Annotated in this window: 24 protein-coding genes, 1 tRNA gene and 3 pseudogenes; 14 read left to right on the forward strand and 14 right to left on the reverse strand. The window is 61.1% G+C overall.

The window, feature by feature from the left end; all coding sequences use genetic code 11:
* Nucleotides 1-539, reverse strand: a 539-nt coding sequence (locus tag SIN08_RS11165; RefSeq protein WP_322451657.1) for a hypothetical protein, incomplete at its 3' end; no start/stop codon positions are given.
* 374 nt (nt 540-913) lie between these two features.
* Between SIN08_RS11165 and SIN08_RS11170 the strand changes: the two genes are divergently transcribed.
* Nucleotides 914-1,531 (forward strand): transglutaminase-like cysteine peptidase, encoded by a 618-nt coding sequence (locus tag SIN08_RS11170; RefSeq protein WP_416208052.1) that lies wholly within the window; start codon nt 914-916, stop codon nt 1,529-1,531.
* Between the two features lie 288 nt (nt 1,532-1,819).
* Here the strand turns inward: SIN08_RS11170 and SIN08_RS11175 are convergent.
* The 4 genes from SIN08_RS11175 to SIN08_RS11190 all read right to left on the reverse strand — a co-directional run bounded on the left by SIN08_RS11175 (nt 1,820) and on the right by SIN08_RS11190 (nt 3,077).
* Nucleotides 1,820-1,909: transfer RNA gene (locus tag SIN08_RS11175), tRNA-Ser, on the reverse strand.
* Between the two features lie 146 nt (nt 1,910-2,055).
* Nucleotides 2,056-2,304 carry a hypothetical protein gene (locus SIN08_RS11180; RefSeq protein WP_322451659.1) on the reverse strand — a complete coding sequence of 83 codons (249 nt, stop codon included), beginning with the start codon at nt 2,302-2,304 and terminating at the stop codon, nt 2,056-2,058.
* 111 nt (nt 2,305-2,415) lie between these two features.
* Nucleotides 2,416-2,790, reverse strand: a complete 375-nt coding sequence (locus SIN08_RS11185) for a hypothetical protein (RefSeq protein ID WP_322451660.1) — start codon at nt 2,788-2,790, stop codon at nt 2,416-2,418.
* Nucleotides 2,790-3,077 carry a hypothetical protein gene (locus SIN08_RS11190; RefSeq protein WP_322451661.1) on the reverse strand — a complete coding sequence of 96 codons (288 nt, stop codon included), beginning with the start codon at nt 3,075-3,077 and terminating at the stop codon, nt 2,790-2,792. The genes SIN08_RS11185 and SIN08_RS11190 overlap by 1 nt, the downstream gene beginning before the upstream one ends.
* 192 nt (nt 3,078-3,269) lie before the next feature.
* Between SIN08_RS11190 and SIN08_RS11195 the strand changes: the two genes are divergently transcribed.
* Nucleotides 3,270-3,479: a hypothetical protein gene (locus SIN08_RS11195; protein ID WP_322451662.1), complete on the forward strand. Its 210-nt coding sequence runs from the start codon at nt 3,270-3,272 to the stop codon at nt 3,477-3,479.
* 52 nt (nt 3,480-3,531) lie between these two features.
* Here SIN08_RS11195 and SIN08_RS11200 read toward each other — a convergent pair whose 3' ends face one another.
* The 4 genes and pseudogenes from SIN08_RS11200 to SIN08_RS11215 form a co-directional block, all read right to left on the reverse strand.
* Nucleotides 3,532-3,786: a hypothetical protein gene (locus SIN08_RS11200; RefSeq protein ID WP_322451663.1), complete on the reverse strand. Its 255-nt coding sequence runs from the start codon at nt 3,784-3,786 to the stop codon at nt 3,532-3,534.
* Between the two features lie 63 nt (nt 3,787-3,849).
* Nucleotides 3,850-4,014, reverse strand: a complete 165-nt coding sequence (locus SIN08_RS11205) for a hypothetical protein (RefSeq protein ID WP_322451664.1) — start codon at nt 4,012-4,014, stop codon at nt 3,850-3,852.
* A gap of 446 nt (nt 4,015-4,460) precedes the next feature.
* Nucleotides 4,461-4,642, reverse strand: a pseudogene (locus SIN08_RS11210) (IS6 family transposase); the annotation flags it as partial.
* A gap of 219 nt (nt 4,643-4,861) precedes the next feature.
* Nucleotides 4,862-6,175: a mechanosensitive ion channel family protein gene (locus SIN08_RS11215; protein ID WP_322451665.1), complete on the reverse strand. Its 1,314-nt coding sequence runs from the start codon at nt 6,173-6,175 to the stop codon at nt 4,862-4,864.
* A 177-nt stretch (nt 6,176-6,352) separates the two neighbouring features.
* Here SIN08_RS11215 and SIN08_RS23640 point away from each other — a divergent pair.
* The 3 genes and pseudogenes from SIN08_RS23640 to SIN08_RS11230 form a co-directional block, all read left to right on the forward strand.
* Nucleotides 6,353-6,559 (forward strand): annotated as a pseudogene (locus SIN08_RS23640) (carboxymuconolactone decarboxylase family protein); the annotation flags it as partial.
* A gap of 46 nt (nt 6,560-6,605) precedes the next feature.
* Complete coding sequence (locus SIN08_RS11225) at nt 6,606-7,106, forward strand: phage regulatory CII family protein (RefSeq protein WP_322451666.1); 501 nt, start codon at nt 6,606-6,608, stop codon at nt 7,104-7,106.
* 94 nt (nt 7,107-7,200) lie between these two features.
* Nucleotides 7,201-7,428, forward strand: coding sequence for a hypothetical protein (locus SIN08_RS11230; protein WP_322451667.1), 228 nt, complete (start codon nt 7,201-7,203; stop codon nt 7,426-7,428).
* A 295-nt stretch (nt 7,429-7,723) separates the two neighbouring features.
* On the opposite strand, the gene SIN08_RS11235 is transcribed toward SIN08_RS11230, so the two are convergent.
* The gene (locus tag SIN08_RS11235) at nt 7,724-8,041 is read right to left on the reverse strand and encodes a BrnA antitoxin family protein (RefSeq protein WP_322451668.1); all 318 of its coding nucleotides are present in this window, start codon (nt 8,039-8,041) and stop codon (nt 7,724-7,726) included.
* Nucleotides 8,025-8,288 (reverse strand): BrnT family toxin, encoded by a 264-nt coding sequence (locus SIN08_RS11240; protein ID WP_322451669.1) that lies wholly within the window; start codon nt 8,286-8,288, stop codon nt 8,025-8,027. Before SIN08_RS11240 ends, SIN08_RS11235 begins: the two co-directional genes overlap by 17 nt.
* Before the next feature lie 39 nt (nt 8,289-8,327).
* On the opposite strand from SIN08_RS11240, the gene SIN08_RS11245 reads away from it, so the two are divergent.
* From SIN08_RS11245 to SIN08_RS11270, 5 genes are all read left to right on the forward strand, one after another.
* Complete coding sequence (locus SIN08_RS11245; protein WP_322451670.1) at nt 8,328-8,639, forward strand: hypothetical protein; 312 nt, start codon at nt 8,328-8,330, stop codon at nt 8,637-8,639.
* Nucleotides 8,636-8,935 carry a hypothetical protein gene (locus tag SIN08_RS11250; protein ID WP_322451671.1) on the forward strand — a complete coding sequence of 100 codons (300 nt, stop codon included), beginning with the start codon at nt 8,636-8,638 and terminating at the stop codon, nt 8,933-8,935. The genes SIN08_RS11245 and SIN08_RS11250 overlap by 4 nt, the downstream gene beginning before the upstream one ends.
* Complete coding sequence (locus SIN08_RS11255; protein WP_322451672.1) at nt 8,932-9,357, forward strand: hypothetical protein; 426 nt, start codon at nt 8,932-8,934, stop codon at nt 9,355-9,357. Before SIN08_RS11250 ends, SIN08_RS11255 begins: the two co-directional genes overlap by 4 nt.
* Nucleotides 9,357-9,605, forward strand: a complete 249-nt coding sequence (locus SIN08_RS11260; protein WP_322451673.1) for a hypothetical protein — start codon at nt 9,357-9,359, stop codon at nt 9,603-9,605. The genes SIN08_RS11255 and SIN08_RS11260 overlap by 1 nt, the downstream gene beginning before the upstream one ends.
* Nucleotides 9,606-9,781: 176 nt before the next feature.
* Nucleotides 9,782-10,147 (forward strand): hypothetical protein, encoded by a 366-nt coding sequence (locus SIN08_RS11270; RefSeq protein WP_322451675.1) that lies wholly within the window; start codon nt 9,782-9,784, stop codon nt 10,145-10,147.
* A gap of 13 nt (nt 10,148-10,160) precedes the next feature.
* On the opposite strand, the gene SIN08_RS11275 is transcribed toward SIN08_RS11270, so the two are convergent.
* Together SIN08_RS11275 and SIN08_RS11280 are read right to left on the reverse strand one after the other, a co-directional pair.
* Nucleotides 10,161-10,325, reverse strand: a complete 165-nt coding sequence (locus tag SIN08_RS11275; RefSeq protein ID WP_322451676.1) for a hypothetical protein — start codon at nt 10,323-10,325, stop codon at nt 10,161-10,163.
* Between the two features lie 544 nt (nt 10,326-10,869).
* A complete protein-coding gene (locus SIN08_RS11280; protein WP_322451677.1) occupies nt 10,870-11,424 on the reverse strand; it encodes an EF-hand domain-containing protein in 555 nt (184 codons plus the stop codon).
* Nucleotides 11,425-11,821: 397 nt separating this feature from the next.
* On the opposite strand from SIN08_RS11280, the gene SIN08_RS11285 reads away from it, so the two are divergent.
* Nucleotides 11,822-12,088 (forward strand): hypothetical protein, encoded by a 267-nt coding sequence (locus tag SIN08_RS11285; protein ID WP_322451678.1) that lies wholly within the window; start codon nt 11,822-11,824, stop codon nt 12,086-12,088.
* 324 nt (nt 12,089-12,412) lie between these two features.
* A pseudogene (locus SIN08_RS11290) lies at nt 12,413-13,018 on the forward strand (substrate-binding domain-containing protein); the annotation flags it as partial.
* Between the two features lie 45 nt (nt 13,019-13,063).
* On the opposite strand, the gene SIN08_RS11295 reads toward SIN08_RS11290, so the two are convergent.
* Complete coding sequence (locus SIN08_RS11295) at nt 13,064-13,753, reverse strand: DUF899 domain-containing protein (protein WP_322451679.1); 690 nt, start codon at nt 13,751-13,753, stop codon at nt 13,064-13,066.
* 247 nt (nt 13,754-14,000) lie between these two features.
* Here SIN08_RS11295 and SIN08_RS11300 point away from each other — a divergent pair, with 247 nt between their 5' ends.
* Together SIN08_RS11300 and SIN08_RS11305 are read left to right on the forward strand one after the other, a co-directional pair.
* A complete protein-coding gene (locus SIN08_RS11300; protein ID WP_322451680.1) occupies nt 14,001-14,183 on the forward strand; it encodes a hypothetical protein in 183 nt (60 codons plus the stop codon).
* Between the two features lie 11 nt (nt 14,184-14,194).
* Nucleotides 14,195-14,434, forward strand: a complete 240-nt coding sequence (locus SIN08_RS11305) for a hypothetical protein (protein WP_322451681.1) — start codon at nt 14,195-14,197, stop codon at nt 14,432-14,434.
* Nucleotides 14,435-15,437 lie beyond the last annotated feature (1,003 nt).

The following is a 15,437-nucleotide window of genomic DNA, read 5'->3' on the forward strand; positions in this document are numbered from 1 at the left end:
CCTTCGTCGCCGCCGGAGCCGCCTTCATCGCCGCCAGAGCCGCCTTCGTCGCCGCCGGAGCCGCCTTCGTCGCCGCCGGAGCCGCCTTCATCGCCGCCGGAGCCACCTTCGTCGCCGCCGGAGCCACCTTCACCACCACCGCCAGAGCCGCCTTCGCCGCCGCCGCCGGAACCGTTGCCGCCGCCAAAGAGGCTACCGGGATTGGCGCCGCCGCCTATGCCGCCGCCGTCAAAGCTGAGGTCCACCCCCCCGCCAACGCCGCCGCCGCCGCTGTCATTGCGGTTGTTGAGTGCATTTTGAACCTGGCTGGTCGTGATGGGCGGGCACTGGTCCAACTCGGCAGGGGAAAGCAGGTCGGCCCGGTTCCGGGCTACGCAACAAATCGCGTAGTTCTGCTCGGACAGCGGAAGGCACTGCTCCTGGCTGAGGATGGGTCTGACGCTGTTCTGGGCCGAAACTGGCATGATCGGCATCGACAACATGAGCCCAAATGATGCCAGCATCGTCGTGCGAGCATATCTCATTTTCGCGTTTCGCATTTTGTATCTCCCAGAAAGAAAGCGTGCGAAAGAGGCGAGTTTTATACAAAGATCATAATTGAGCGTAAGTTGTCACTTGTTGTGAATTGATATTCTTAAGGGAGGATGCGTAGAAGTAGATTGAGTTATTGTCAGTTCACGACGGTTTATTGGATATAATTTCAATATACATTAAGAGGTATTTCAGATCGGCGCAAACGATCCAGATTGAGCAGATCTGAATGCGGTCAATTCCTTTGTTCTGCAAAATGCTCGGAATTCCGGATTACAGCCTGTTACATCGTTTGGGTGGAAAGTCGGTGGGCCATGCATCGATAGGAGTTGCTTAACGATCCAATGCCAAATTAGGACACTGCCCACGAGTGGGGTCCCGAATGAAATTTAATACAATAGCTTTATGCGTGCTCCTCATGGCGAGCACCGGCTGCAGTGATACGACCGGTTCGATTTCCACCGCATCGGCGGGGACGACGGCCCCGTTGAGCGGGGGGACGCGGATGGAGCTTACCGGCCGCGCTTTCGCGCCTCCGGCATTCCGTCACTTCTGTGCCCGTCAGGCAAGGCTCTGCAGCACCAGCGGAAGCCAGAAGCTGGTCGAGTTGTCCGATTCGCGGCTCGCAGAGCTCAGGAAGGTGAACAGTTCGGTGAACCGGCGCATCATCGAGCGGTCCGATGTCGCGACGAGCGGGAGGGCCGATGACTGGAGAGTGCCGGCAAAGTACGGCGACTGCGAAGATTACGCCATTCTGAAAAAGGCGGAACTGATAAAGCTCGGCTGGCCTGCCTCGGCGCTTCTTCTGACGGTCGCCCGAAGCGGCGGAGAAGGGCATACGGTGCTCACGGCAAGGACCTCCAGGGGCGATCTTATCCTCGACAATAGAACATCTTCGGTGAAAGACTGGTCGCATACGCCCTACCGTTACTTCGCCCGCCAGTCGCAGGAGAACGGCAAGGCCTGGGAACGCATAGGGTCCGCCATTCCCATCATTTGATCTTGTGGCCGTCGGCTGGTGACAATTTCTTCATCGTCCGGGCTTCCGACGGAACGGTGCGAGCCTCCCTGCCGCCTGGTCGGACCGACCTGGCTTTTCGCCGCTGCGAGCGCTCCAACCATTCACCGGAATCAACGCCCGAGCGTGGCGACTTTGCTAAGCTGGCTTCCAGCCGGTCGCGGCGCTCGTCCCCTGACGGCTTCCAACGACAGTGCGATGGAGAGTTGCGTACGGGATGGAACAAGGCTGATCGGGAAACTTGGCAATCACGAATAGGTAGCCGGGGAATGGCGGAGAGGAAGGGATTCGAACCCTCGAGACGGTTGCCCGTCTACTCCCTTAGCAGGGGAGCGCCTTCGACCACTCGGCCACCTCTCCAAGACGGGCTGATAAAGGGTAAAGCCGCAGGAGACAAGGCCTTTTCTGCCCTTTCGCCGGAAATGTATATTGCAGGTTCGTGCAGCAAAAAACGGAACGATGCTGGAACAAACTGGCACGATTGGCACAAATTCGGCACAGTCGAGTCATGCTTTGTTCCCCCTTCGGCGCGCCCTGGCCCCAAATACCTGATCGATGACCTTCCGGCTTTCGTCGTCGTTGTCGCCGGCGGGGCGCTGGCGCTTCTGGCCCTCCGGGAAGCGCTTCATGCGGAAATGGTCGCACAGCCCTTCCTCGGCCGCGAAGTTGATGATGGCGCGCACCGGTGTGACGACCTGGCGGTTCCAGGTCGCCGGGCTGGCGCCGGGGTAGAGGATCCGCGCCGCTTCGCGCACCTTCGGCTGCGTGATGGCCGTGATTTTCTGCTTTCCGAAATGGCGAGCAGCGGGAGGATGAAGCGGCTGTCGGGCTTATGTCGAGATAGAGATTGACCGCCTCGCCGAAGCTCAGTTCCGCCTTTGCGCCGTAGACATGGGGACGACGTTCGCGCTGCTGGTGGCGGAGTGCGATGTCTTCCGCGATTTCCCGGTCAGTCGTTTCCGCGCTTCTTCGTATGCGTTTTCCGGCGACGGTGAAAGAGTAGTGCCAGATGTCCCCGCGCTTCCTGAGTTTTGGCATTCCTTCTCCCTCCGGCCCGGTGTGATGGCCGCTTCAATGATGCGCACCACGTCCCCTTCGGTGAAGAAAAGCGCCTTTCCAAGCTCACGGCAAGCGCGAAGCTCGCGCGCGCGGCGGCGCAGCTCGCGCTCTGATATCTCGATACCAGCTTCGGCGAAGCGTTCGACGACGGCTTTCGGCGAAATGAGGGCGGGTAGCGTCATCAGATGAGCCTCCCTTCGACCTTCTGCCTGGCTGCGCAGTCGGGGCAGGTGTGGGTGTAGGGCTGGGCGCACTCATCATCCTTGCGCGCCAGGCGAGGCTCCGCACCGAACAGCTCGGCCGTGTCGGGGTCGCGATTCGGATCGGCCTTGAGCTTGCGGATGACCCAGCCGGCGGTCTTGGCGTCGGCGATCATCACCGCGAAATCCTCGTCGGCATAGGTGTTGGGGTAGCATGCCGGGCAGGTGTCGCAGCAGACCTGGTTCTTGGCTTCGTGGCGCTCGATCACGGGTTTCTCCAGTCGAGGCCGCAGGCTTGCAGGGTATCGAAGGGGAGGACGCAGACGCCGCGCTGGGTGCGGTGCAGAGGCACCCGGTCCAATGGCTCGACATACCGCTTTCGGATAGGTCCAATTAACCGAGATAAATTGTTAAGGTCCGAAACAATCCGTTGAACTGATGGCAATCGAAGTGGGGGAATCATGCTGCTGATCGAGCGGTTCAGCACGAGCGGTCTTGCGCATTCGTATGTCGACGGTCTCGCAGCTGAGGGAATCATCGCGCGCGTTCTGTTTCGCCCGCACAGGGGGCACAATCTCACGCCGTTCTTGGTGGAGCGCATTGCGCCGAATGAGGGCAGGGACGTCAGCCGATATTCCGGCAGGGTCCTTGCCGACACGCAGGCGGACTGAAGGCCGAGCTCGAGCAGATCGCGCAGGCGGCGGGGCTTTGTCGTCGTCGGCATCATTCACCTTCCAGCACACGTGCGACCGTCTCGCGGACCTGCTGATCACGCAGGATGACTTCCTCGCCGGCGGCGTCAGATTCGATTGCCTCCTGTGTGAGGCGGATGGCGTCAACGAGCAGCTGGAGGGTCTCAGGGCCGGTGGTCATGTCCAGGGATTCACGCTTGGTTCCCTCGATCAGCTCGACTACAGCGCCTGAAGCGGCACTGGCGGCGGCCAGCAGTTTCTTGCGGGTGATTGAGAAATCAGACATGGCTTCCTCCCTGGGCAACGAGATGCCAGATCGCGATCGCAATGGCGGCGATTACAATGCCGATTAGGATCCATTCGGCGAGCGCCAGGCGGCGCGGCTTCGCCTCGCGACCGTCCGCCCTTGCTCGGAGAGTTCGATCATCGCCGTGGCGAGGATCACTTTCGGGTCGGTTTCAGTGCGGGGAAAGGAAGACGAGGCGTGTGCCGCCTCTTGCTCGATGCGGATCACGGATCTCTCCGACAATTTAACTCGCTGCTGCTAGTGGCATTTATTGCCATATAGGCAAAATTCTGGCCGCTGCGATTTTGTCAAATGGGCAAAGTTGCTTTGGTCGAGCTGCCCGCAGTCCATTGCGAATTCGCCAGGCGGGTTGCCGCAAGGAGGATACGAAGGCTACCCTTCCGGAGAACGGAATCTGGGTAGGGCTATGATTCTTGTCATGGTGTGTTGGCTAGCAGGGGCGGCCGCTTTCCTGCTCGGATGTATGGTCGCCTTCAGCGGTGACCTGAGAATGGCGGCGCTGATGGCAGCTGCCCCATTCTGGGCAGTATCCGTCATTTTATTTGGGGTCGGCGAAATACTGCATGCCCTGACGCGCACTGCGGCTGCATCCGAAGCCGCCGCCCGGACGCTCGAGCGAATTGCCACGCAAACACCTTCAAGTGGGGAGAGTCAGCGCACCGTCGGTCGAAACGGTTGATCCAAAGCCGGATTGCTTCCCGGCTGACCGTGGCGCGCCCCGCTCTGCCGGCAAATCTTCGAAATCGCCCGCGCTGAGGGCAAAACGGTGATAAGCCCAAACCGCGTAAGCGATGATCTCGCGTGGACGAGCGGAAGCCGTAGGTGGGCGACTCAGACAACTTGGCGATACCGTTCGAGATGCTCCACTATGCCAACTGATGGGATCGCGCACTCAACTTACCTATCATCACCCACGAAACGATCTGCCGGCGGCGCCCATAATGGCTGATATGCGGTCGATCATCGCCTGCAGGCCCGAAGCAAAGGGGCGCGAGGCGATCAATGAGGCAGTCTTCTGGATTCGTCAGCGATTCCGCAAAGCCTTCGCCGATGGTTAGTCGGTCGCCATCCCGCCCGGCCCATTCGGCTGTTTCATGATAATCTCGCGGTGCGGATAGGGTATTTGAATGCCGTTCTCCTTGAATGTGTCCCACAGCGCCAGCAGCACCTTGCCGCGGACATTGGTCAAGCCCTGCTGCGGATCGCGAATCCAGAATCGCAGCACGAAATCCAGAGATGAGTCACCAAAGCCGGTAAGCCAGCAGACCGGGCGACGGCTGGCCTCCACGCGGCCGACCTCCATGGCGGCATTGATGGCAAGTTCGCTGACCTTGTGCGGGTCGGCGTCATACGTGACGCCGAACTCCACATCAAGACGCACCAGCTCGTCGCTGAATGACCAGTTGATCACTCGCTGTGTGATGAAATCCTCATTGGGGATGAGATATTCGCGCCCGTCGCGGGTCACGACCGAAATGAAACGAGCCCGCAATTCGCGAATCCAACCGAAGGTCTCACCAAGCGAAATTGTGTCGCCCGGCTTAATCGACTTGTCGAGCAGGATAATAATACCGGACGTGAAGTTGGAGACCACCTTCTGCAGGCCGAAGCCGAGGCCGACGCCGACGGCGCCGGAGAAAACCGTAAATGCGGTGAGGTCGATTCCAACGGCCGATAGAGCCACGGCGACAGCCAACACGACCACGCCGATCTTTGCGATCTTGCCGACCAAAACGCGAATCGATGGCGTAAGGTCTTTGGATCGTTGCACCCTTTCGTCCAGAAAATTGCCAGCGAGCACCGAGAGCCACAGCGCGGCCGTTAACATCAGAACCGATTTGATGATGACGAGCGCAGATAACCGGATGTCGCCTAGAGGCAGGGCAAGCGAATCCAGGAAAATGGCCAATCGCTCGTCCAGATTGAGGATAATGAGGGCGGCATAGATCCACACCAGCCATGCCACAGCCCTGGCGGCGAACCTGTTACGGATGATGCGCGCCAAGACGGCAGCGACGAGCCAGGCCGACGATAGCGACAGCACCACCGCAATCAACCAGCTGCGGCTTGGCCAAGTGAGAGCGCGCATGACCGAGAGTGCTACGAACAGCATGCCAACGAACATTATCCAGTCGGCGCGGCGGATGAGGGCTGCTATGACGCGCAAAAGTCCCGGATGACCCTTGACGCGCCGCGCCCTCTCGTCCAGCCGCTGCTCGACCTTGCGGGAGAGGATTTTCGCTGAGAGGAAAAGGATCAGGATGATCGCAAGCTGATAAGCGAACCACGGCTCGCTCGCTTGCGCAAAGCCCTGCTGTAGCAGGTCGAGGAGCGAAGTTGCGAGTTCGCCTATATCGTCGGTGGGCAACGTTCAGCATCCATTCGCAGGCGCACCAACGGCACTGCTTGCCGGAGGCGCTCCAGCAATACTAGCAGGGTGTTGTAGAAGTGTCCCGTTCCTAGCGCAGACGTCGCCAGTGACCGCCTCCACCTCGTCGCAGCCGCGAATGTGAAGAACATTTTTCGAGGGTCTGTAGCCAATCGGCTCCAAGGCGCCACCCCGCAGCTGAAGGTCCATATCGAAGCTGGTATGAATATCGGTCTCAGCCGAGATGAAATCACCGAGATTATCATGCAGATGGCCGCCGCCGCTGAATTGCAACCTCAGGCGGATCGCGTCATCTTCTGCAGACGGCTGTGCCGGTCGGATTGTGGCAGACGGCTTCATTGGCCGCTGCGAATGACAGATTGAATTGGCGCGATCCAGCTAAGCTTCACATTGCGGATCGGCGGGCCCCATGGTTCCGCACGCCAACGCCTATTTCTTCCGCATCAAGGCCGCGCAGCGCGATCTGATTGCCGCTGCCGGCGGGATCGAGCGGGCGGCGGAGGTCGCAGGGTTCTCCAAATCGCAGGTCGGCCGGTGGAACCATGCCGACAGTCCGGACCTGATGCCGGTCGACGCGGCCCTGCGCCTGGAGGAGGAAACCGGGCGCCACGACTTCACCAGCGCGATCGCCGCAGCGCGCGGGCGCAAGCTGGCCGACACGACGCTCGAGGCGATCGAGGCCGGCGACATCATGGCACGCTTCTCCGACGTGATGAGACGCGTCGGCGAGCTTTCGAGCGAGGCTGCGCTCGCCGTTGCCGACGGCACGATCACGCCGGCCGAGGCCACCAACATGATCGACAAGCCGACGGCGCTGCTCGTGCAGGCGGCCGACGAGCTGCGCCGGGCCGCGGCGAAGGTGCGCGGGGAGGGCGGCTTCATGGTGGTGAGCGGAGATGCCGGCGGATGAGGCGAACGCCGCGCCACTCGCTTGCCGGCGCGTTCGCAGTCGGCGCCCTGATCGCAGCCTTCGCCGTGGTGATTGCCATCGCGGCGGGGAGGGGATGATGGGTGCCCGGGTCTTCCCCTCGGCGAACGATGTGGCGCGCGCCATCGGGGCGGCGGCACGTCTGCTCGACGAAGACCCGTTCGCCGTTGCGCACCGGAAAAAGTCCAGGGCGCGGTTCCTGGCGCTCGGCGCGCTGTGCGAGCGGCTTGAACTGTTCTGCCACCGGCTCGGCCGGGGTGGGGCATGGGCTATGAAACTGGGGAGACGGCAGAGTGAAGCCTGACTTCTCTCCCGACATGCTGCGCCTCTTCCTGCGCGCCCGCGCCGAGTTTCGCGTGGTCGATTCCGGCCAACCATGGCGGCGGACGGAGACCGTGAAGGCCTTCAAGGCCGAGATGCGCAAGCTCGCGCGCGTAACCAACCACGAGTTCCATTTCGCCTGGACGGGGCAACTCGCCTCGCCGGGGACGCGGGCGCGGATCTGGGCCGTTCTCGGGCACTTCCCGGGCGAACATGGCGTGACGCTGACGCATGGAGGGCAGACCTTCGATTGTTCGACGGAGATGCCGCATGCTGAGCTACAGCCCCGCCGCCTTGCGCAGCGCGTCGTTCATGCGCGACTGCCAGCCCGGCCCCTCGGCCTTGAAGCGCTCCAGCACATCCTGGTCGACGCGCAGGGCGATCTGCTTCTTGGGGTTCTCGGCCTTCGGCCGGCCGAGCTTGCGGCGGAACAGTTCGTCCACCGGCTGCGCGTCGGAATCGGCCTCGGCGGCGGTGGTGATGGCCGCATCCTCCTCCGGCGTGAGCTGCTCGCGGCTCTTCCTGGCGCGGCGGCGCGCCTTCTCGCGCTCGGCCTCGGTCAGGCGCGGGCGCCCGGTTTCAGATGGATTCCTCATAGATCCTGTTCTCCCTTTCGTTCGCCTTGCGCAGCGAGATGACGCGGACGGCGCCGTCGCGCAGCGTATAGGCCATCTGGTGCAGCCGGTCTCCGATGAAGCCGAGGGCGGCATAGCGGACCTCGCCATAGTCGCGGCGGTTATCGACCACGATCAGCGCGGTTTCGAATTCGAAGGCGCGGGCTTCTTCGAACGAAACGCCATGCTTGGCGAAGTTCCTCTCCGCCTTCGCGTGCGCGTCAAGCATTTTTGTATATGCAAAAAATGGTTTCCGCGAGGTGTGCCCATGGTTGACATCGACCATGCCGCCTTTGCCCGGGCCGTACGCGCAAAGCTGAAGCGGCGGGGCCTTTCCTTCGACCGGGCGGTCGACCGGTGGCCGGCACTCGACAAGGCGATGCTCTCGCGCGCCTGCACCGAGAAGCGGCTTTCGGCAGGGAATTTCCTGCTCCTCTGCGAGGCGCTGAAGCTCGACCCGTACCGCTTTCTGATGCGCGAGAAGGGCAAGCGCCTGCGCATGCGGGACATCGCGAAAAGGCTTTCCAGCCAGTCCGTTACACAAGTCGACAAACGTGAAACGAGGGAGGGCGCGCGGTGAGCGACCAGCCTTACGATTCCATGCTGCCCATCATTCGCCAGATGCACGAGGCGCGCACCGACGAGGAGCGGGCGCGGCTGCTACTGATGGTCTCGGATGCGCTTCTGATGAAATGCCCGGTCTTCGAGGCCGTTTGCCGGAAGGCCGGCTTCGGGCCGGGGCTGGAATATATCAACGTGCGCCGCGCCGCCTTTCACGCGATCCGCGGGCCGGACGGCCGGCACAAGAACCCGCTCTTCGAGGATGCCCGCTCCCGCTTTGCCGAAATCGCCGGCATGGAGGGCGGCGCACTATGACCAGGCCGCTGCGCAAGGTCGAGACCGTGGTTGCGCCGCTCGACGAGGCCGACCCGATCGCCCGGCGCGTTCTCGCCGGCGTGCGGCAGATGGTCGTGCACGAGGTGGAGCGGCTGAAGGTGCCGGCACCGCGCGTGATCGTGCGCGGGCCGGATGGCGAGATCATGCGCGCCTGCCGCAAGGTGGCCGAGGCTTCTGACCGGCTGGCGCAGGCGAAGTTCTCCTCCGGCGAGATCCCGGCGCGGCAGGCGCTGGAGCGAGCGGCACAGAACCTGCAGCGCGTGATGCGCAAGCACGGGAGGATGCCCGGCGCGGAAGGGAGGGGCGGACTGGTGGTGGCCGGTCTGCTCATCCTGCTCGTGCTCGGGCCGCAGCTCGTCAGGACGATCGGCTGCATCCGCCAGGTCGTGGAGCAGGGCTGATGCTCGGTCTCTCGATCGGCACATGGCTGAAGGCCGGCGCGGTGCTCATCGTGCTGGCCGGGGTCGCCTGGTCGCACAGGGCGGCCTATCAGGCCGGCCGCACGGCCGAACAGGCGGCTTTCGCGGAACGGATCAACCAGGAGAACGAAGATGCGGGGAAGGCGGCTGAGGACTGGCGCGCTCGCTATCGCCGCTGCGCTGAGCGTGGCGGGCTGTACGACTTCGAGCGAGGCGCCTGTCACAACTGACGGGCTGCGTGGCGTGGTTGGCACTTCGCTGATCGGCGTGAAGGGCGCCACGCCGGCCGATCAGGCTGGCATCGACGAGACGGCTGCCGGTCTCTGCGGGGCATCGATCTGGACATCATCCGAATGCGCCAGGCATGGGCGTGAGAGCCGGGACTGAGTGAGCGGGAGCGGGGATATTGGAAGGCAACGTGACCTGGGAACTCCTTTCCGCCTTTGTGGCAGCCGTCGCCGCGGTTGTGGTGGCCGCATTTGTGATCTGGTGGCGGATCGAGGGGAAGGTGAAGGAGGCGAAGGAATCAGCATACCGCAAGACCGATGAAGCCAATACGAGGGCCGATGCCGCCGCCGCCCTTGCCAGCACGGCGCGCCAAGAGCTGGCACAATACCGGACCCATGTTGCCGAGACCTATGTCTCCAAAGCCGGCCACCGCGAGTCCACCGACCAGATCATGAAGGCGATCGGGGACATCGGCCAGGACATGCGCGGCATTCGTGAGCGGCTCGATAATTTTATCGACAACTCACGGGCGAGCGGCAAATAGCCGGATCGCACCTCTAATGCAGCCAGGAGCTTATCAGGATTGCAAGCGAGAGTGTGATGATCGCGACCAGGGTCAAAACCCAAATAGCCATTTCTCGCCAAGCATTGAAGATTCGGTGCTGAACTTGGCTGCCGCTTTTCTGGAATTCCGGCGACGGGTCGGGTTGCTCGATACGCATGGCACTACCCCTCCTACACCCAAAAAACATCAGACACCGCTTCCGGGGCGATGTCCAATCAAATGTCGCGTGTAGAGCTTCCTGCCTCCCGCTACTATGCAGCGAACATCATCGCTGAGATCAGTAGGATCAGCAGCAGGGAAACCGCCAAGAGACAGATCGGCCACAAGATGTTCATGTACTTAGGATTCTTGTCAGCATAGGCGCAGATCATAGGGCACGAACGTAGCATTTAAAGGCCGCCTTCACTTCGTCCTCAGGACCTTTCTGAAAGGTTCGGTTTGATCCTGCCGGAAGATGGATGATCGGCCTCTTTCGGGCCGGCCGCCGCCGTGAAGTCGCATTCGTAATCGAATGGTGGAGTTATCTCAGGCAACGCCCCACCGGCCTCACGGCCGGCGGGGCTTTTTTCGGAGATACAGACGCTAGAACATCCGCAAATGAGGCATGCCGGTCAAAGGTCGCCGCCAAGCGGACCCGACGACGTGTTGTTGCACCCGCCAGGCCTGCTGAACTGCCGATAAAGCCGGCCGCACCTTGGTGATTAATTACCACGCCCGTGGAAGAATCTGGCGATCTCCTCCGGGGTCACTCGATCATCATCGTTCTGATCGAGCGCATTGAATATCCGCCGGTGGAATTCATTGACTTCCTCGATGGACAGAGCGCCGTCGCCATTTTCATCCATTATGGCGAAGATGATTTTCATCCGCGCACCATGCTCTCCCATCATTTTGCCATGGCCCCTCATCATGCCGTGCGGCCGATCACGGTCAAAGCGGTGCATCCGCCGGCTGTCACCGCGTCCACGCGGGTCCTCATCCTCTCCCATCATGTCATCGCGCAATTGATCGCGATCTCCGGGGCTATCCGAAATGTCCGGACTGGGCGATGGAGCTTCACCCGCCGGTCCGCCGCGGCGATCCTGCATCATTTCTTCGATCATCTCGCGGATCATTTCTCGGGTTCCGGCCCCGGTGCCATCACCATCCTCCATTCCTCCCTGCTGCCCGGGAGTTTGATTGTTCTGCTGAGCGAGTGCGCTCCCTGCCGAAAGGACGAGAGTGCCGGCCAGCGTCAGTGCCGTGAGCTTTTTCATTGCAAGCGCGCCTCTTTTAAATGGGTACCGTTCCCGATCGATGCTCGGCCCGAACCAGGTTCGACCGGCCAAGGTTCCTTGGAAAATGGCTGGTGCCCGACCTCAGCCGGGCGGGGCTCTTTTATTGCTCGTTTCTCCCGAAACCAGGCGGCATCCGCGGCGGCTCGGCGGACTGATTTGCATCGACGCCTGACCACGCGGACAACGTCATCACGGTTCCATCATGCACTTATGACGTAGGGGCAGTGCCACTCATTGTTGATTGGTCTGTTGCATGAAGGGGTTCATACTATGATTGGAGATCGGGAGATGCCGGCGAGGCACCAGGCCCCGCGACGCGACACGCTTCGGACGATCTCTACAACGCTCGGGCGGGGAATGTTCAGGAGATGCGTCGATGCGCATACTCGCCTTATCACTTACAGCATTCATCCTGTCGCTATCTAGTGCCGCGATGGCAGAGCAGTCTGTCGGAAAGGTAGCAAGGTTTGAGAGCAATCCTAAAGCATTGGTCATTGTTACTGGTGAAAGCTTCAGGATTCCCGATGGCCTCGCGAATACCAAAGTTGCTGCCGGTGATATCGTCTCGGTGACTTGGGCCTCGGACGGAACGGAACGTGTAGCAACCAAGATTATGAAGCGCTCTCTGGCCCACGAAGACTAGTTGAGCCCTCCCGCTAGCCCGGTCACCTTGGCCGGGCTTTTTACTAGTCTGCATTTGCCTATCGGTGAAACGATTCACTGCTCGTCCGGCTCGAAATCCGGTGGTAACCGCGGCGGTACGGCGACATTGCAAACCGGGCAAGGATCTCCCGCGCCGCAGTCGCATTCTTCCGGCCATGAGAGCCGCGGATGGTTCTCGCACACCCACCTGCTGCCTTTGCAGACAGAGCATTTCTCATCGTTCTCTGTCGCTTTCATTTCAGCTGCCAGGATTCACGATGCCCTCGTGGAGGAGATCGATCGTGCCCGTGAACTCAACGAGGGCATGGAGCTTGAACTGTCGATTGTCGTCGACTCGCTCTACCCCTTGCCCTGGGCGATGACGGCGCTGCATGCCATTCGGCGCCGCATTCTGGGCGTGAGCATCCTTCTGCAGGTCTTGCCGCTTGGCGGCCCTCCGGCGGCGATCCAGGATGGACTGGTGACACTCGGCATTCTGGCCGGGGAAGGTCTGACGGATTCGCGCATCGAACTCGAGGCCATGCATTCGCACCCCTTTGTGGCCGTCGCCGCACGCACACATCCGCTCGCGGACATGGCGAAGGACCTGGACAACCTGGAGGCCGTGGCGCTGGACGAGCACGTACAGATCGTCCTGTCGGATTCGACTCGGCTTTCGCAGGGCCGCGATTTCGGTGTCCTTTCGCCGACCACCTGGCGCGTGAACACCCTTGAGACAAAACATGCCATGATCCGCGCAGGTCACGGTTGGGGGCGTTTGCCCTACTGGGCGGTGGCAGAAAACCTCAAATCGGGAGCACTCGTTCGCCTCCCGATCGGCGCCCTGGGCCCCGGTGGCCAGGTTGAAACGCAGTTCTATCTCGCGCGCAGGGGCGGCCGCCCCTTCGGCCCCGTGGCCCCCGCGTTCAAGGACGCCATTCAGGGCGCCGAACATTCGATGGATCGAGCCCCGGTCCTAGGTCTCGTACTCATCGTGTCTCCGGTTCCAGACATACGGCTCGGTCTGAGGCCATCCGGCCGGCGACTCTTCCCATGTTTCCCGGCGGCCATACGGTGTCAGGTCCAGATAGCTCCATAGACTGCCGAGATATTCGACGCCGCGCGCGCCATTGAAGTAGGTGCGATAGATGGAGTCGCCGTCGCGCAGGAACACGCTGACGCCGTGGCGCTCGCTCGTCTTGGTCGGATCGTCCGGATCGACCAGCGTCGCACCCATGTCGCTGTTGAAATCGCCGCCGCCCGAGGAAACCCAGCCGGGATGCTTCCATCCCATGCGCTCTTGGTACCCTTGCAGTTTTTCGAGCGGTGCGCGGGACACCAACACGATTGAGGTGTCGCGCGCATTGAGATGCGCGGGATGGGTCATCGCGTCGACGACCCAGGAACAACCATCGCAACCGGCTTGCCATTCCGGTGCGAACATGAAGTGATAGACGATCAACTGTCGACGTCCGTCGAAAAGATCGATGAGACCGACGGTTCCTTCCGGCCCCTCGAATGAATATTCCTTGTCGATCTTCACCATCGGCAAGCGGCGGCGGTGCGCATTCAGTTCATCGCGCGCACGGGTGAAGGCCTTTTCCCTGTCAATCTGCTCTTGAAGCGCGGACAGCCACTCGGTCGTCGAAACGATCTCAGGCAACATTTGAACCATTCCCTTTTAACGTTGCCGCTTGACCCTTGATGCAAACAGCACTTTTCAAAACCATTTGGTTGAATATCATTCACGCCGGATAAAAATCAATGACGTGCTCCCTGAGATATTCCCGCATTTGGGTTAGCCTGTTCCTCAACGAAGAAGACAGGCAATGAAGCGATCGATCACCTCCCGGGCTTCATGCACCTCATGCCGCAGCAGGCGATTTTACCGGCCCGGAGATCTGATCAAGCTCATGGGCGACCGCACTCAGGAGCGCGTATCGTGGGGCATGCGCTGCGAGCTGTGCGGCCGGAAGGCATATCTTGCCGTCGACTTCCACCTGCTCGGTGGGCGTGAGCGCGCCGTGACGCCGGTGCGCACGCTGGTCAAGATCAGGACCATCAAGCGCCCGATCTGGCGCGACGAGCCGGCTTAGGAGGGATCCACATGCCGCTCACCGTCAGTACGATCGGCGATGTTATCGATGGCGACTATACCCTCACGGCATGTTGCTACCGTTTCGGCTGCAATCATCGGGCCGAACTGGATCTTGAAGCACTCGCCACCCGGCTCGGCCGCAGTCATAGCTTCAGGCACAAGGATCTTACGCCGAAGCTCCGCTGCTCAAAGTGCGGCAGCAAAAATATTGGCCAGCGCCTTTCGCCGCCAACCGGATCTCCTGGTTAGCCTCTCGTGCCTGGAAGGCGCCGGTAGCTCTGTCAGCTAAAGCGCGGACCGTCACTTACGGACGCTCAAACGCCAGACACCGAAAGTCGTGTAGGGGGCCGTCTACTGACCGTCCGGTTCTGGCCAAAAACTGAGCAAGCCGCCGTTCGGCTGACGACCCCGTTGCAGACGTTCGCGCTTCGCCGCCCGAATGACGGCTTCGAAAGCTTTATAGCGGTCGCACAGGCGCCACGCAAACGACAGTCAACCTGCTTCTATGGTTTACAGTTGGCGGTGGCAGCAGTTCATCGTGGACCCCATAATAAGATAGCGCTAAAGAGCATCTGACCCGCACCAAACAGGAGCCTAGCCATGCTGATCTGGAGTCTTAAACGTGGGCTACGCTCCGGCACGATAGAGACGTGGATTGCAAGCCTTGTCGCTCTCATGGCTGTCACTTCGAGCGCGGCGGCCAAGATTGATGGCTTAGATTGTCACTTCACAAAAGTCTGCGTTGGAGAGACTTGTGAGGCTCTCGATAACGCGCCAATGCGCCTTCGTTTGATTGGCTTGGGTGACGACTCGGACCCCATAGCGGTCACCCTTGCCGACGCCCGTCTCCTTCGGGGGGCCTCCTATTGACGAAGGTGAGGACGTGTCGACTTTGTTCGGTGATTATGAACCGGGGTCGTACTCTACCGTTCAGGAAATGGGAACATGGATCAACTATGATGATAATCCCCGTCGTGAGATTATCATCACCTTTAGTGAGGCAGTTCATCTCGCTGTCACTCCGGGCGATGTAGACAATGCAGTACTGACAAAAGAAGGACGAGGGCTAATGGCCTTTCTTGGTACGTCCAGAACCATAGGCACGTGCGAGGGGGTGAACCTCGGCCGATGACGCCCTATTACGCGGGTGTAGCTATCGGATCTGCAACTGTCCGCTTGACCGCCATTCCCGATCGATCATGAGAACGTCCGCAATCCACCCCACATTGCCGTTTATGGCCAATTCAGGTTC

It is taken from the genome of Chelativorans sp. M5D2P16, assembly GCF_034427935.1.
Lineage (GTDB): Bacteria > Pseudomonadota > Alphaproteobacteria > Rhizobiales > Rhizobiaceae > Chelativorans.

What these genes read in the sequence shown, in the direction of transcription:
- SIN08_RS11260 (WP_322451673.1), top strand. Translation starts at nt 9,357, where the DNA reads ATGCTCGGTCTCTCGATCGGCACATGGCTGAAGGCCGGCGCGGTGCTC.
- SIN08_RS11230 (WP_322451667.1), top strand. Translation starts at nt 7,201, where the DNA reads ATGATGGGTGCCCGGGTCTTCCCCTCGGCGAACGATGTGGCGCGCGCC.
- SIN08_RS11280 (WP_322451677.1), bottom strand. Translation starts at nt 11,424, where the DNA reads ATGAAAAAGCTCACGGCACTGACGCTGGCCGGCACTCTCGTCCTTTCG.
- SIN08_RS11275 (WP_322451676.1), bottom strand. Translation starts at nt 10,325, where the DNA reads ATGCGTATCGAGCAACCCGACCCGTCGCCGGAATTCCAGAAAAGCGGC.
- SIN08_RS11245 (WP_322451670.1), top strand. Translation starts at nt 8,328, where the DNA reads ATGGTTGACATCGACCATGCCGCCTTTGCCCGGGCCGTACGCGCAAAG.
- SIN08_RS11235 (WP_322451668.1), bottom strand. Translation starts at nt 8,041, where the DNA reads ATGAGGAATCCATCTGAAACCGGGCGCCCGCGCCTGACCGAGGCCGAG.
- SIN08_RS11255 (WP_322451672.1), top strand. Translation starts at nt 8,932, where the DNA reads ATGACCAGGCCGCTGCGCAAGGTCGAGACCGTGGTTGCGCCGCTCGAC.
- SIN08_RS11185 (WP_322451660.1), bottom strand. Translation starts at nt 2,790, where the DNA reads ATGACGCTACCCGCCCTCATTTCGCCGAAAGCCGTCGTCGAACGCTTC.
- SIN08_RS11225 (WP_322451666.1), top strand. Translation starts at nt 6,606, where the DNA reads ATGGTTCCGCACGCCAACGCCTATTTCTTCCGCATCAAGGCCGCGCAG.
- SIN08_RS11300 (WP_322451680.1), top strand. Translation starts at nt 14,001, where the DNA reads ATGGGCGACCGCACTCAGGAGCGCGTATCGTGGGGCATGCGCTGCGAG.
- SIN08_RS11195 (WP_322451662.1), top strand. Translation starts at nt 3,270, where the DNA reads ATGCTGCTGATCGAGCGGTTCAGCACGAGCGGTCTTGCGCATTCGTAT.
- SIN08_RS11200 (WP_322451663.1), bottom strand. Translation starts at nt 3,786, where the DNA reads ATGTCTGATTTCTCAATCACCCGCAAGAAACTGCTGGCCGCCGCCAGT.
- SIN08_RS11170 (WP_416208052.1), top strand. Translation starts at nt 914, where the DNA reads ATGAAATTTAATACAATAGCTTTATGCGTGCTCCTCATGGCGAGCACC.
- SIN08_RS11240 (WP_322451669.1), bottom strand. Translation starts at nt 8,288, where the DNA reads ATGCTTGACGCGCACGCGAAGGCGGAGAGGAACTTCGCCAAGCATGGC.
- SIN08_RS11305 (WP_322451681.1), top strand. Translation starts at nt 14,195, where the DNA reads ATGCCGCTCACCGTCAGTACGATCGGCGATGTTATCGATGGCGACTAT.
- SIN08_RS11285 (WP_322451678.1), top strand. Translation starts at nt 11,822, where the DNA reads ATGCGCATACTCGCCTTATCACTTACAGCATTCATCCTGTCGCTATCT.
- SIN08_RS11295 (WP_322451679.1), bottom strand. Translation starts at nt 13,753, where the DNA reads ATGTTGCCTGAGATCGTTTCGACGACCGAGTGGCTGTCCGCGCTTCAA.